This is a genomic window from Vogesella sp. AC12 (assembly GCF_024437575.1).
In the GTDB taxonomy this organism is placed as follows: Bacteria; Pseudomonadota; Gammaproteobacteria; order Burkholderiales; family Chromobacteriaceae; genus Vogesella; species Vogesella indigofera.
The window spans coordinates 72,276-85,758 of record NZ_JANFNU010000013.1 but is presented as its reverse complement, the minus strand read 5'-3'; the positions used below and the strand labels follow the sequence as shown (position 1 = coordinate 85,758).

The following is a 13,483-nucleotide window of genomic DNA, read 5'->3' as shown; positions in this document are numbered from 1 at the left end:
CCCCCCCCCCCCCCCCCCCCCCCCCCCCCCCCCCCCCCCCCCCCCCCCCCCCCCCCCCCCCCCCCCCCCCCCCCCCGGGGCCGGGCTACGTTGCCGGCATCAGTCCGGCAGGGTTTCCACCTGCCGTGGCGCCATGAAGTACAGCCAGGTCAGCGCCACGAAATAGCAGCACGGAATCAGCGTGAACAGCACCGAGTAGTTGTTGTTGGTCACCGTCAGCACATAGCCGACGATCTGGGTCATGAACATGCCGCCAACGGCGCCGATCATGCTGCCAAAGCCGAACACGCTGCCGACCACTTCCTTCGGGGTGAAGTCCATCACCAGGCTCCAGATATTGGCGGTCCACGCCTGATGCGCGCCGATGGCCAGCGAAATGGCGGCCACCGCCAGCCACAGGCTGCTGGCGCCGGCGGCGCCGATGATGGACAGGATGCACAGCGCACACAGCAGCATGGCGGTCAGCCGCGCCGGGATCGGTGCCATGCCGCGGGCGATCAGCCATGACGACAGCGCGCCGCCGCCGACACTGCCGACGTCGGCGGTGAGGTAGATCACGATCAGCGGAATGCCCATCTGCGTCACGCTGATGCCCAGCTGATACTGCTGGTTGAGGAAGGGCGGCAGCCAGTACAGGTAGAACCAGAACACCGGCGCGGTCATGGTGAAGGCCAGCGCGTAGGCCCAGGTGCCGCGCAGGCGCAGGATGCGCGAGTACGGCACCTTGCCGGCCGGCGCCTGTGCCTCGGCGCTGATGTAGTTCAGCTCGGCGCGGCTCACGCCCGGGTGTTGCGCCGGGTCGTGGTAGTGGCGCAGCCAGTACAGCAGCCAGATCAGGCCGAAGCTGCCGATGACGAAGAACACCGCCTGCCAGCCCCACACCATCATGATCAGCGGCAGCAGCACCGGCGTCACCAGCGCGCCGACGTTGGTGCCGGCGTTGAACAGGCCGGTGGCCATCGCGCGTTCGCCGGCCGGGAACCACAGCCGCGTGGTCTTGACGCAAGCCGGGTAGTTGGCCGCCTCGGACAGGCCGAGCAGGAAACGGCAGATCATGAAACCGACGGCGGATGCCGCCAGCCCGTGCGCGGCGGCCGCCAGGCTCCACAGCAGCACCGCCAGCGCGAAGGCGTGCTTCACCCCGACGCGGTCGATGAAGCGGCCCTGCACGGCAAAGCCGATGGCGTAGCCCATCTGGAACCAGAAGTTGATATTGGCGTAGTCCTGCGCCGTCCAGCTCAGCTCCTTGGCCAGAATCGGCTGCAGCACGCCCAGTGCGGCGCGGTCGATGTAGTTGATGGTGGTGGCAAAGAACACCAGTGCCAGCATCCACCAGCGCGTATGGCCAACGGCCATCGCGCTGTGCCAGCGCTGGCGCAGGGTGGGCTGCGCGCTGGCGAGGGCGATGACGGGGGTGTCGTGTTGCGGGGTGTGCATCTTGAGTTGTCTCCTGCGAGGTTGTGGTCGTGCCCTGGGTGCGGGCTTTTTCTCGTCGTCGCTTGATGTTGGCCGCAAGCCCCTGCGGGAGGGCGCGACCTGCCGTCTTTGCGGCATGTGGCCCGGGTCTGTGCCCGGTGCCTAATGAAAAAACGGGTAATGCTGCAGCAGCCAGATTGCGGCGCTGATGGTGAGAAAGGAGCTGGTGGTCGCCAGCAGCAGGGTGGCGGCGCAGAAGCCCTGCATGTCGTGGCGCTGGCCGAGGATGGGGAAGATGCTCAGCATCGGCATCGCCGCGGTCAGCACCCCGGCCATCGCCAGTCGCGGGTCGAGCGGGCCGAACAGCAGCAGCGCCCCCGCCACCAGCAGCGGGTGCAGCAGCAGCTTGCCGCTGGCGAGGATGCTGACGTCGCGCAGCATGCTGCGCAGCGGCAGGCCGACCAGCGAGCCGCCGATCACGAACAGCGCCACCGGTGCCGAGGCGGTACCCAGCATCGCCACCGGCTTGGCCAGCAGCGGCGGCAGGCTGAGATCCAGCAGCGCCAGCGTCACCCCGGCGACGATGGCGAGGATGATCGGGTTGCGGCGCAGCCCCAGCAGCGAGCGGCCGAAGGCGCGCAGGAAGCGCTCCTGGCGCGAGCCGTCGGCCTCGGACAAGGCGATGCCCAGTGGCAGCATCAGCAGGTTTTCCACCACCATGGTCAGTGCCAGCGCCAGCGTCGCCACCGGCCCCAGCAGCTGGTACACGATGGGGTAGCCGACGAAGGCGCTGTTGGAGCAGGACATGCCCAGCCCGTACAGCGCGGCGCGCGGCAACGGTTGCTGCCGGGCCAGCATCGCCCAGCCAGTGCCCAGCAGCAGCATCGCCAGCGAGCCGGCGGCGTAGGCGGCGAGATAAGGGGTGTTGAGCAATTCTGCCGGCGAGCGGCTGGACAGCGAGTGCAGGATCAGTGCCGGCAGCGCGAAGCGCACCACCAGCAGGCCCAGCGCCGCCAGCTTGTCCTGCGGGAACAGCGCCAGCCGCACCGCGAGGTAGCCCAGCCCGATCAGCATGAAAATGGGGGCGATCACCGCCAGGATATCGAGCATGGGTCGCAATCAGTGTTGCGCCTCAGGCGCGGAATTCTTCGGTGTCGATCTCGGTTTGCGTCGCCGCGTTGTAGCGCGCGCCGGCAATCGGCAGCCGCGCCAGCAATGCCTCCAGCTGCTGCAGTGTTTCCACGCGCAGCTGCACGCGGCTGGCGGCCACGTTCTCGCGCAGGTGCGCAAGGCGGGTGGTGCCCGGAATCGGGATCACGTGCTCGCCGCGGGTAAACAGCCACGCCAGCGCCAGTTGCGCCGGGGTGCAGCCGGCGGCGGCGGCGATGTCGCGGTAGGCGGCGAGGAAGTCAAGGTTGGCCGCATAGTTGTCCGCGGCGAAGCGCGGCATCGCGCGGCGGATGTCCTTGCCGTCCAGTGCGGCCAACGTGGCCATGTCCGGCAGGCCGTCGGCGAGGAAGCCGCGCCCCAGCGGGCTGAAGGCGACAAAGGCCACGCCCAGCTGCTTGCAGGCATCCAGCACCGCGATCTCCGCGTTGCGCGTCCACAGCGAATACTCGGTCTGCAGCGCGGCAATCGGGTGCACCGCGTGCGCGCGGCGCAGGGGGACGGCGGACACTTCCGACAGGCCGATGCTGCGGATCTTGCCTTCGCGCACCAGCTCGGCCAGCGCGCCGACGCTGTCCTCGATCGGCACCTGCTTGTCCCAGCGGTGCAGGTAGTACAGGTCGATGACCTCGCTGCGCAGCCGGCGCAGCGAGTCCTCGCAGGTGCGCTTCAGCGTCTCCGGCCGGCCGTCTATCACCCGTTTACCATCCACCCCGGTCATGCCGCACTTGCTGGCCAGCGTGATGCGGTTGCGGTGCGGCGCCAGCACGCGGCCCACCAACTCTTCGTTGGCGCCGAAGCCGTACAGCGCGGCGGTATCGAACAGGGTGATGCCGGCGTCCAGCGCCGCCAGCAACAGCGCCTCGGCCTGTTCCGGCGCCGGCGGCACGCCATAGGCGTGGCTGAGGTTCATGCAGCCCAGGCCAATGGCCGAGACCGAGAACGGGCCGAGTTGTCGCTGTTGCATGGGTTTGCTCCTTAAAGCATGTTTACGATCTTGCGAGCTAGAGTGAGACAAGGCGAAAACGTGAGGTGCGCGGAGTTTACTCAGCGTAAATGAGCATCCGAAGCCGTTTTCAACGCCGTATCGCCGACGCGCAGCTGATCGTAAACAGGTTTTTTACAGACTGGCGTTCAGCTGCTGTTCCAACCGGGCCAGCACCTGGTAGCACGGCAGCACCTTGGCCACCGACGAGTTCGGCTCGCGGCCTTCGCGGATGGCGGCGAAGAATTCGCGGTCCTGCAGCTCGATGCCGTTCATCGATACCGCCACTTTCGATACGTCGATCTGTTCTTCCTTGCCGCTGTACAGGTCGTCGTAGCGCGCGATGTAGGTGGCGCTATCGCCGATGTAGCGGAAGAAGGTGCCCAGCGGGCCGTCGTTGTTGAATGACAGGCTCAGGGTGCAGATGGCGCCGTTGGCCGCCTTCAGCTGGATCGACATGTCCATGGCGATGCCCAGCTCCGGATGAATCGGGCCTTGCAGCGCATTGGCCTGCACGATGGGGCTGCCGGCCTGGTAGGCGAACAGGTCCACGGTGTGCGCGGCGTGGTGCCACAGCAGGTGGTCGGTCCAGCTGCGCGCCTGGCCCAGCGCGTTCATATTGGTGCGGCGGAAGAAGTAGGTCTGCACATCCATCTGCTGGATGTTGAACTCGCCGGCCTGCACCTTCTGGTGCACGTACTGGTGGCTGGGGTTGAAACGGCGGGTATGGCCGACCATGGCCACGAGGCCGGTCTGCTGCTGCAGTGCGACCACCGCCTCGGCGTCGGCCAGGCTGTCGGCCAGCGGAATCTCCACCTGCACGTGCTTGCCGGCCTTGAGGCACTGCATCGCCTGCGCGGCGTGCACCTGGGTCGGGGTGCACAGGATCACCGCGTCCACTTCCGGCAGCGCCAGCGCGTCGGCCAGATCGGTGGCCACGTGGGCGATGCCGTACTTGTCGGCGACCTCCTTGGTGGCCTCATAGCGGCGGCCAACCAGCGATACCACTTCCACGCCGTCGATCAGCTTGATGGCGTCCAGATGCTTGATGCCGAAGGCGCCGGCGCCAGCCAGCGCTACCTTGATGGTCTTGCTCATTGCTTGTTCTCCAGAATCAGATGACCCACGGCGGTATTGGATGCCGGCACGTGGTAGAAGCGTTGTTTCAGCTCCGGCGCCGGGCCGCCGGCGACGTCGGCCATCGCGCCGCGCGCGATCAGCCACATCACCAGCTCGATGCCCTCGGAACCGGCTTCGCGCACGTAGTCGATGTGCGGCATTTGCGCCAGGCCCGCCGGGTCGGCGATCAGGCGGTCGAGGAAGGCGTTGTCCCATTCCTTGTTGATCAGGCCGGCGCGCGGGCCCTGCAGCTGGTGGCTCATGCCGCCGGTGCCCCAGATCTGCACGTTGAGGTCGCCGTCGAAGGACTCCACCGCGCGGCGGATCGCCTGGCCCAGCTGGAAGCAGCGGCGGCCGGACGGCACCGGGTACTGCACCACGTTCACCGCGAACGGAATCACCGCGCACGGCCAGGCCTCGGGCTGGCCGAACATCAGCGACAGCGGCACGGTCAGGCCGTGGTCGACGTCCATCTTGTTGACGATGGTGAGGTCGAAGTCGTCCTGGATCACGCTCTGCGCGATGTGTGCCGCCAGCTGCGGGTGGCCCATCACCTTGGGCACCGGACGCGGCCCCCAGCCCTCATCGGCCGGCTGGTATTCGGCGCCGGTACCGATGGCGAAGGTCGGAATGAAATCCAGACTGAAAGCAGTCGCGTGGTCGTTGTAGACCAGGAAGATCACGTCCGGCTTCTGCTCCTTGATCCACTGTTTGCCGTAGTCGTAGCCGGCAAACACCGGCTGCCAGTACGGCTCCTGCGACTTGCCCAGATCCAGTGCCGCGCCGATGGCCGGCACGTGCGATGTGTAAACGCTCGCGGTAATGCGTGCCATATCAGTTGCTCCCCTTGCTCTTGCCTTGCGGCTGGTGCTGCGGCTGGGCGTCGCCGTCTTCGCCCAGATAGCGGTTGCCTTCTGCCGAGCGACCACCGCCCAGCATCATGTCGCGGTACTCTTCCTCGCTCATGCCGGTCATGCTGCCGGCCATCTGCTGGAAGCTCTTGCCGTCGGTGGCGCCGATCTTGGCCAGGAAATAGATGTTGCCGCCCAGCGCGATACAGCGGTTCAGATCGCGGTCCAGTACCGCCTGCTTCTGCTCCTCGCTCATCGCCCACTCGTCGAGATAGCCGCGCTCGTCGGCCTTGAAGCGCGCACGGTTGGCCGCCGTCATCAGCGACATGCAGAACTGGTTCAGCCAGTAGCCCTTGCGCGATTGCTCGGCATCGAAAATGGTGGTGCCGGGCAGGTCCAGATACGGTTTGTTCAGTGCCATGATTTACGCTTCCTGTGTTTCTTCCGGCCAGTACAGGCGCATCGGGTTGGCCACCAGCAGCTTTTGCTGCAGCTCGGCGGTCGGCGCGATGTGCGGGATGAAGTCCACCAGCAGGCCGTCGTCCGGCATGTGGTCCTTCAGGTTCGGGTGCGGCCAGTCGGTGCCCCACAGTACCCGATCCGGGAATTCCTCGACTACCCGGCGCGCAAACGGCACCACGTCACGGTAGGCGGCCTGCTCGCCGTCCAGCGCGCGCGGGCCGGTCAGCGACAAGCGTTCCGGGCAGCTGACCTTGCTCCACACGTTCGGGTGCTCGCGCATGAACTTCAGGAACAGCTCGAACTCCGGGCCGTCCAGCGGCTTGCTCACGTCCGGGCGCCCCATGTGGTCGACCACCACGGTGGTGGGCAGGCCGGTGAAGAAGTCCCACAGCTCCGGCAGGTCCACCGCTTCAAAATAGATCACCACGTGCCAGCCAAACCTGGCAATGCGGCCGGCGATCTCCATCAGCTCGTCCTTGGGGGTGAAGTCCACCAGCCGCTTGACGAAGTTGAAGCGCACGCCGCGCACGCCGGCGTCGTGCATCGCCTGCAGTTCTTCATCGCTCACGCTGCGGCGCACGGTGGCGACGCCACGTGCCTTGCCGTCGGAATGCAGCAGCGCATCGACCATGGCGCGGTTGTCGGCGCCGTGGCAGGTGGCCTGCACGATCACGTTGCGGGCAAAGCCCAGCTGGTCGCGCAGCGCGAACAGCTGCGCCTTGCTGGCGTCGCACGGGGTGTACTTGCGTTCCGGCGCGTACGGGAACTCCGCGCCGGGGCCGAACACGTGGCAGTGGGCATCCACCGCGCCGGCCGGCAGTTTGAATTTGGGGGTGCTGGGACCCTGGTACCAGTCCAGCCAGCCGGGGGTTTTTTCAAAGTGCATGGTTCAGTCTTTCTGTGTGAGGCTGGCCAGCAGCCGATCGGCTTCGGTGCGCCAGTCCGGGCTGCGGGCAAAATCGGGGGCGTGCTTGCTGCCGAACACGCCGGCATCGGCGAGATCGGCCATCCACGCCTGCCGGGCGGCGGTGCCGCTGGCCAACCACGGCGTGAGGCCGGCGTCGGCGACGGTGTTGGCCACTTCGCGCACTTCCTCGCTGCGGCGGCGACCGTGCTCGATCACGCGCTGGAAGAAGTACGCCGCCTGTTGTTCCCAGTCGATGCCGGGAAAGGTTTCGTACAGCGAGGCCACGACCGCGTCTTCCACGCCGTAGTGGCGGGCGGTGGTCAGGCTTTCGATCACCATCGCTTCCAGCCCCTTGATCATCACGCTGCGGCACATCTTGGTGGCCGAGGCGACGCCCAGTTGCGCGCTGGCAACGCGGGCGGCAAAGCCCAGCTCGCCCAGCAGCGGGCACAGCGGCGCCGCCGACTCGCCACCCAGCAGCAGCGGCACCTTGCTGCGATACGGCGGCACGCTGGTCATCACCGCGCCTTCCACGTAACGGCCGCCGGCAGCGTCGATCAGTGCCGCGGCTGCCTGCTTGGCCGCCGGCGAGGCGGAGTTGAAGTCGAGGAAGAAGGCACCGTGGCGCAGCGCCGGGGCGCAGGCTTCGGCCACCGCCACGGTCTGGTCGGCGGTCACCGCGCTGATCAGGCAGTCGGCGTCGGCGGCCAGTGCCAGCGGCGACGGTGCCAGCGCCACCCCAAGGTTGGCCGCATGGCTGCGCAACGGTTCGGCGCTGGCCGGCTCGTCCAGCTTGCGGTCGTAGGCGCTGACGCGCACGCCCAGCTGGCGCAGGTCTTCCGCCAGGATGCGGCCAACCTCACCGTAGCCGACGAGGCCGATGTGCCAGTGCAGGGGGGAGCGGGGCTGGCTCATGCTGTTCAGTCGATGTAGCGCAGGCCGGCCTGGGCCAGCGGTTCGCGCATCTTGTACATGTCGAGGCCCAGCACGCCGGCGGCCAGCTTGGCGCGTTTCTCGCCTTCGAAGCTCTCGCGCTTCTCGGCGGCGTCGGCCACCTGCTGCGCAAGCGCCGCCGGTACCACCACCACGCCGTCGACGTCGGCAATCACCACGTCGCCCGGGTTCACCAGCGCGCCGGCGCAGATCACCGGAATGTTGACCGAGCCCAGCGTCGCCTTGATGGTGCCCTTGGCGTTGATGGCGCGGCTGAATACCGGGAAGCCCATCTGTTCCAGCTCTTCCACGTCGCGCACGCCGCCGTCGATGATCAGCCCCTTGGCGCCGCGCGCCTGGAAGCTGGTGGCCAGCAGGTCGCCGAAGAAGCCGTCCTCGTTGTCGGTGGTGCAGGCGGCGACGGCGACATCGCCCGGCTGCAGCTGCTCGGCGGCCACGTGCATCATCCAGTTGTCGCCCGGCTGCAGCAGCACGGTCACGGCGGTGCCGCAGATCTTGGCGCCCTTGTACACCGGGCGCATGTACGGCTTCATCAGGCCGACGCGGCCCATCGCTTCGTGGATGGTGGCGACGCCGAACTGTGCCAGTTTGGCGACGGCGGCCGGATCGGCGCGCTCGATATGGCGCTTGACGATGCCGAGCTGGTTCATTGGCAGGTTCATGATGTGCTCCTTATTTGCCCTTGGCCTTCAGCGCCGCGTCCAGACGCGGATAAACGCGGCGGGCGTTGCCTTCGTAAATCAGGTGGCGCTCTTCGGCGCTGATGTTGGCCGCCTCGATGTAGCGCTTGGTGTCGTCGTAGTAGTGGCCGGTTTCCGGGTCGATGCCGCGCACGGCGCCGATCATCTCGGAGGCAAACAGCACGTTTTCCACCGGAATCACGCGGGTCAGCAGGTCGATGCCCGGCTGGTGGTAGACGCAGGTGTCAAAGAAGATGTTGTTGAGCAGATGGTCTTTCAGCAGCGGCTTTTTCATTTCCTGCGCCAGGCCACGGAAACGGCCCCAGTGGTAGGGCACCGCGCCACCGCCGTGCGGGATCACGAACTTCAGCGTCGGGAAGTCCTTGAACAGGTCCGAGGTCAGGCACTGCATGAAGGCGGTGGTGTCCGCGTTCAGGTAGTGGGCGCCGGTGGTGTGGAACGCGCAGTTGCAGCTGGTGGACACGTGGATCATCGCCGGGATGTCGTACTCGACCATTTTTTCGTAGATCGGGTACCACTGCCTGTCGGACAGCGGCGGGCTGGTCCAGTGGCCGCCGGACGGGTCCGGATTGAGGTTGAGGCCGACAAAACCGTAGTCCTTCACGCACTTTTCCAGCTCCGGGATACAGCTGGCCGGATCGACACCCGGCGACTGCGGCAGCATCGCCGCGCCGATGAAGTGCTCGGGGAACAGCTCGCTGACGCGGAAACACAGCTCGTTGCAGATCGCCGCCCAGGTGGCGCTGGTATTGAAGTCGCCGATGTGGTGCGCCATGAAGCTCGCGCGCGGGCTGAAGATGGTCAGGTCGGAGCCGCGCTGCTTCATCAGCTTCAGTTGGTTGCTCTCGATGGTCTCGCGCAGCTCGTCGTCGCTGATCTGCAGCTCGGACACTTTCGGGCCCAGCTCGGGGGTGGCGAGGTTGGCCACCTGGCGCTTACGCCAGTCTTCCAGTGCCTGGGGCGCGGTGGTGTAGTGGCCGTGGCAGTCGATGATCATGTCGGTTTCCTCTCGGTAGCAGGGGGCGGCGCGGGCCGGGGCAGGTGGAGGCCCCGGCAGCCGCGGCGGTGATTAATGGCTTAGCGGGGCGGCCTGCAGCGAGACCTTGCCGCTGTCAGGATGGGCGCGCAGCTTGATGAACAGCGCGCTGGCGGCGATCAGGCCCGGGATGGCCAGCACCATGAACACCTGGTCGAAGCCCAGCTGGCGGCGCGCCAGTTCGGCCACCAGGAAGGAGCCGGCGATGCCGCCGAAGCGGCCGATGCCCAGCATCCACGCCACGCCGGTGGCACGGCCCTGGGTCGGGTAGAAGCCGGCGGCCAGCGCCGGCATCGACGATTGCGCGGTATTCATGATGGTGCCGGCAACGAACACCACCACCACCAGCAGGCCGACGCTGCCGGTTGCCTGGCCGATGGCGTAGATCGACGCCGCGGTGAGCAGGTAGCCGATGGCGATGATGCGGTCGGCGTTGAAGCGGTCCATCAGGTAGCCGCAGAACACGGCACCGATGCCGCCCAGCGGGAACAGCGCCGAAATCAGCATCGCCTGTTTCGGCGCGATACCGGCGTCCTTGAACAGGATGGGCATCCAGTTGACCAGCGCGTAGAAGATCACCAGACCCATGAAGTAGGCCAGCCACAGCATCACCGAGCCGACGCGGTAGGACGGCGACAGCACCACGGCGAGGCCGCTCTTGCCGGCCGCGACGGCGCGGGTTTCGGACAGGAAGAAGGCGCCGGCCTCGCTGGCGCTGGCGGAGATGCGGCTCAGCACGGCCTGGATGCGGGCGTGGTCATGGCCCTTGGCCACCATGTAGCGCACCGATTCCGGCAATAGCAGCAGCAACACCAGCAGCAACAGCAGTGGTGTCACGCCGCCGAACACCAGCACGCTGCGCCAGCCCCACTGTGGAATCATCCACGAGGCGAGGAAGCCGCCCAGCGCCGCGCCGAGCGGGAAGCCGCAGAACATGGCATTGGTCAGCAGCGAGCGGCGCGCGGTGGGGCAGTATTCGCTCATCAGCGTCACCGCGTTGGGCATCGCCGCGCCGAGGCCGATACCGGTGATGAAGCGCATCACGGTCAGGCTCTGCAGGTCGGCGGCAAAGCCGGAAAGCAGCGTGAACAGGCCCAGTACCAGCACCGAGCCGGTCAGCACCTTCTTGCGGCCGAGGCGGTCGGCCAGTGGGCCGGCCATCAGCGCGCCGGCGGCGAGGCCGAACAGCGCGGCACTGAGCACCGGTGCGAGCGCCGGTTTGCTGACGCCCCATTCCTGGATCAGCGACGGGGCGATATAGCCGATGGCGGCGGTATCGAAACCGTCCAGCAGCACGATGCAGAAGCACAGCGCGAAGGTAATCCACTGGAACCGCGAAAACGGATGGCGGTTGATGAACTCCTGCACATCAACAGATGGTTTGGTCATGGTCGTTATCTCTATGTTGCGTTTGGACTCGAAACCGCTCTATGGCGGTTTGGCGGGGTAAAACGGTTGCCGGCTGCCGTGTGGCGGCGGGATCGTCCTCTGCTGTTGTTGTATAAGGATCGATCGACCGGCGGATGCTGCTTGGAGCCACTAACAAAACCCCTGATCCTGCGTTGCGCCTCCTTGCCGTACGACTTGTACTGTCTGCGTCGGCGCGCCTTGGCTCAGGTGCTTAGCGGCTCTTAACGCTGCCAGACGGCAGCCGGAATCATCACTTCACCTTTCATGATCAGGCGCGCGGTGCGCAACAGCGCGGCGCGGGTCACGTTTTGCGGGTTGGCCGGATCGGTTTCCAGCTCCACCGAGAATTCGCCGGTCGGGTGCTCCACCGACACCCGCTTGCTGCTGCCGGCACCGATGCGGGCGATGCCGTCGGTGATGGCGCCGTCCAGCACGCAGGCGGTGCCGACGGTGACCGCCGCCAGCACGCCGATGGCGTCGTGACACACGTGCGGGATGAAGCTACGGGTGGTGAGGCTGCCGTCGTCGCTGCGTGGCGGCGCGATCAGTGTCATCTTGGGATAGGTCTTCTTGCTGACGTCGCCCAGGCCCATCAGCTGGCCGCAGGTCAGGCGCAGCGCTTCCAGCTTGGTCTTGAGTTCGGTGTCGGTATTCAGCTCGGCCACCGTTTCGTAGCCGCTGCGGCCAACGTCGCTGGCGCGCAGCATCACCAGCGGCATGCCGTTATCGATGCAGGTGACTTCGATGGCGCCGATGCCGGCCACGGTCACCACGTCGCGCACCTGGCCGGTGGGCAGCAGGCCGGCGCACACCGAACCGGCGGTATCGAGGAAATTGATGGTGATCGGCGAGGCGGTGCCGGGTACGCCGTCGATGCGGGCGTCGCCGTCGTAGCGCACCTGGCCGTTCGGGGTCTCGACGGTGATGTCGCAGGCCATGTCGGTATTCAGGGTCAGCACGCGGAAGGTGCTGGTCTCGCCCTGCGCCTTGAGCATGCCGGTCTCCAGCGCGAACGGCACCACCGCGGCCAGCATGTTGCCGCAGTTGGGGGTGGTGTCGACGCTGTCCTTGTCCGGCGTGACCTGCGCGAACAGGAAGGTCAGGTCGATGCCGGGCGTCGTGCCTAGGGCAACGATGCCGACCTTGCTGGTCAGCGGATTGGCGCCGCCGAGGCCGTCGATCTGGCGGCGGTCCGGCGAGCCCATCACGGCCAGCAGCACGCGGTTGCGCAGTTCAATGTCGGCGGGCAAGTCCGCTGCGTTGAAGAACGGGCCGCGCGAAGTACCGCCGCGCATGAACAGGGTAGGGATAGAGGTCTGCATGCGGCCAGTATCGGCCGGCCGGCGATGCTGCAAAATATGGATAGCTAACTAGTAGATATAGCAGTTTGATATGGAGTGGATTCGAGAAAAGCCGCCGCTCGCGGCGGCGCGTGCCCGCCCTGCACCCGGCGCCTTACGCCGCCGGCAAGGCCTTGCCCGTCACGATGGGCGGCACCATCTCGCGCACCAGTTCCTGCATCGCCTGTTGCGTCAGCGTGCTGGGGCGGTGCGAGCTGACCGCCAGCGCCAGCCGGCTGACCAGGCCCGGCTCGCCGATCGGGCGCAGCCGCAGGCGCGCCGCCTTGTCGCTGGTCGACACCGCCAGTCGCGACAGCACCGCGCAGCCGGCGCCGTCGGCGACCAGCTCCAGGATCGCCGGCACGCTGTCGATCTCCAGCGCAATGGTTGGCCGCAAGCCCTGCGCGCCCAGTTGCGACTCCACCAGCATGCGGATGGCGTGCGGCTGCGACGGGATCACCAGCGGCTTGGCGGCCAGCTCCGCCAGCGACACCGCGCCCGGCGCGGCGTCGCCATCGGCCAGCTCCACCAGGTACAGCATCTCGTCGCACAGCGGCGTGATGTCGATGTCGGAAGACGGCACCGGGTTGTACAGCAGCGCGATGTCGAGGCGGCCGTTGCGCAGCGCCTCCAGCATGTTGGCGGACAGACCCTCGCGGATCGCCAGCGACGCCTGCGGCAGCCGGGTGCGGAAGGCGCGCGACAGCGGCACCGACAGCACCCGCGACAGGCTGGGCGGCAGCCCCAGCGCCACCTTGCCGGCCAGCGCACCGCGTACGCGGCCCAGCTCCTCCTTGGCGCGTTCCACCTGGTGCAGCACGCCGCGGCCGTGCTCCAGCAGCAGCTTGCCGGCCTCGGTCAGCGTCACGCCGCGGCCGTTGCGCAAGAGCAGCGTCTGGCGCAATTCCACCTCCAGCTGGCGGATCTGGCGGCTGAGCGCCGGCTGCGCGATGTCGAGCACGATGGAGGCACGGGTGAAGCTGCCCAGCTCGGCAACGCGGACGAAATACTCGATCTGTTTCAGGTCCATGGCGGCGCGACAAACGGAAGGGAAGACAGGACAGCATACGCGATGGCGGGTAGCACAGGAATGCCTTTGCGGCATAGCCGCGCTGCCGTCAGACAAAAAAATGGC

The 13,483-nt window shown here is 67.1% G+C and carries 13 protein-coding genes; all 13 read right to left on the bottom strand.

Features of this window, described 5'->3' with window-relative positions; translation table 11 throughout:
• Window positions 1–99 precede the first annotated feature (99 nt).
• Entirely contained in the window at window positions 100–1,437 is a 1,338-nt protein-coding gene (locus NOM55_RS15840) for an MFS transporter (protein WP_255909606.1), read from the bottom strand.
• 141 nt (window positions 1,438–1,578) lie between these two features.
• Window positions 1,579–2,526, bottom strand: coding sequence for an AEC family transporter (locus NOM55_RS15835; RefSeq protein WP_047965610.1), 948 nt, complete (start codon window positions 2,524–2,526; stop codon window positions 1,579–1,581).
• A 22-nt stretch (window positions 2,527–2,548) separates the two neighbouring features.
• Entirely contained in the window at window positions 2,549–3,550 is a 1,002-nt protein-coding gene (locus tag NOM55_RS15830; RefSeq protein WP_255909605.1) for an aldo/keto reductase, read from the bottom strand.
• Between the two features lie 153 nt (window positions 3,551–3,703).
• Window positions 3,704–4,666, bottom strand: a complete 963-nt coding sequence (locus tag NOM55_RS15825; RefSeq protein ID WP_255909603.1) for a Gfo/Idh/MocA family oxidoreductase — start codon at window positions 4,664–4,666, stop codon at window positions 3,704–3,706.
• Window positions 4,663–5,520: a class III extradiol dioxygenase subunit beta gene (locus NOM55_RS15820; RefSeq protein ID WP_255909601.1), complete on the bottom strand. Its 858-nt coding sequence runs from the start codon at window positions 5,518–5,520 to the stop codon at window positions 4,663–4,665. The genes NOM55_RS15825 and NOM55_RS15820 overlap by 4 nt, the downstream gene beginning before the upstream one ends.
• Before the next feature lies 1 nt (window position 5,521).
• Complete coding sequence (gene ligA / locus NOM55_RS15815) at window positions 5,522–5,959, bottom strand: protocatechuate 4,5-dioxygenase subunit alpha (protein WP_255909598.1); 438 nt, start codon at window positions 5,957–5,959, stop codon at window positions 5,522–5,524.
• Between the two features lie 3 nt (window positions 5,960–5,962).
• On the bottom strand, window positions 5,963–6,886 hold the full coding sequence (locus NOM55_RS15810) for an amidohydrolase family protein (RefSeq protein ID WP_047965605.1): 924 nt from the start codon (window positions 6,884–6,886) through the stop codon (window positions 5,963–5,965).
• Window positions 6,887–6,889: 3 nt separating this feature from the next.
• Entirely contained in the window at window positions 6,890–7,822 is a 933-nt protein-coding gene (locus NOM55_RS15805) for an NAD(P)-dependent oxidoreductase (protein ID WP_255909596.1), read from the bottom strand.
• 5 nt (window positions 7,823–7,827) lie between these two features.
• Window positions 7,828–8,523, bottom strand: coding sequence for a 4-carboxy-4-hydroxy-2-oxoadipate aldolase/oxaloacetate decarboxylase (ligK, locus tag NOM55_RS15800; protein ID WP_047965603.1), 696 nt, complete (start codon window positions 8,521–8,523; stop codon window positions 7,828–7,830).
• 10 nt (window positions 8,524–8,533) lie between these two features.
• On the bottom strand, window positions 8,534–9,559 hold the full coding sequence (locus NOM55_RS15795; RefSeq protein WP_255909594.1) for an amidohydrolase family protein: 1,026 nt from the start codon (window positions 9,557–9,559) through the stop codon (window positions 8,534–8,536).
• 72 nt (window positions 9,560–9,631) lie between these two features.
• Window positions 9,632–10,987, bottom strand: coding sequence for an MFS transporter (locus tag NOM55_RS15790; protein ID WP_255909593.1), 1,356 nt, complete (start codon window positions 10,985–10,987; stop codon window positions 9,632–9,634).
• 242 nt (window positions 10,988–11,229) lie between these two features.
• Window positions 11,230–12,330 (bottom strand): 4-oxalomesaconate tautomerase, encoded by a 1,101-nt coding sequence (locus NOM55_RS15785; RefSeq protein WP_255909592.1) that lies wholly within the window; start codon window positions 12,328–12,330, stop codon window positions 11,230–11,232.
• Window positions 12,331–12,463: 133 nt separating this feature from the next.
• Window positions 12,464–13,378: a LysR substrate-binding domain-containing protein gene (locus NOM55_RS15780; RefSeq protein ID WP_047965599.1), complete on the bottom strand. Its 915-nt coding sequence runs from the start codon at window positions 13,376–13,378 to the stop codon at window positions 12,464–12,466.
• Between the last annotated feature and the right edge of the window lie 105 nt (window positions 13,379–13,483).

What these genes read in the sequence shown, in the direction of transcription:
- NOM55_RS15840 (WP_255909606.1), bottom strand. Translation starts at nt 1,437, where the DNA reads ATGCACACCCCGCAACACGACACCCCCGTCATCGCCCTCGCCAGCGCG.
- NOM55_RS15835 (WP_047965610.1), bottom strand. Translation starts at nt 2,526, where the DNA reads ATGCTCGATATCCTGGCGGTGATCGCCCCCATTTTCATGCTGATCGGG.
- NOM55_RS15830 (WP_255909605.1), bottom strand. Translation starts at nt 3,550, where the DNA reads ATGCAACAGCGACAACTCGGCCCGTTCTCGGTCTCGGCCATTGGCCTG.
- NOM55_RS15825 (WP_255909603.1), bottom strand. Translation starts at nt 4,666, where the DNA reads ATGAGCAAGACCATCAAGGTAGCGCTGGCTGGCGCCGGCGCCTTCGGC.
- NOM55_RS15820 (WP_255909601.1), bottom strand. Translation starts at nt 5,520, where the DNA reads ATGGCACGCATTACCGCGAGCGTTTACACATCGCACGTGCCGGCCATC.
- ligA (WP_255909598.1), bottom strand. Translation starts at nt 5,959, where the DNA reads ATGGCACTGAACAAACCGTATCTGGACCTGCCCGGCACCACCATTTTC.
- NOM55_RS15810 (WP_047965605.1), bottom strand. Translation starts at nt 6,886, where the DNA reads ATGCACTTTGAAAAAACCCCCGGCTGGCTGGACTGGTACCAGGGTCCC.
- NOM55_RS15805 (WP_255909596.1), bottom strand. Translation starts at nt 7,822, where the DNA reads ATGAGCCAGCCCCGCTCCCCCCTGCACTGGCACATCGGCCTCGTCGGC.
- ligK (WP_047965603.1), bottom strand. Translation starts at nt 8,523, where the DNA reads ATGAACCTGCCAATGAACCAGCTCGGCATCGTCAAGCGCCATATCGAG.
- NOM55_RS15795 (WP_255909594.1), bottom strand. Translation starts at nt 9,559, where the DNA reads ATGATCATCGACTGCCACGGCCACTACACCACCGCGCCCCAGGCACTG.
- NOM55_RS15790 (WP_255909593.1), bottom strand. Translation starts at nt 10,987, where the DNA reads ATGACCAAACCATCTGTTGATGTGCAGGAGTTCATCAACCGCCATCCG.
- NOM55_RS15785 (WP_255909592.1), bottom strand. Translation starts at nt 12,330, where the DNA reads ATGCAGACCTCTATCCCTACCCTGTTCATGCGCGGCGGTACTTCGCGC.
- NOM55_RS15780 (WP_047965599.1), bottom strand. Translation starts at nt 13,378, where the DNA reads ATGGACCTGAAACAGATCGAGTATTTCGTCCGCGTTGCCGAGCTGGGC.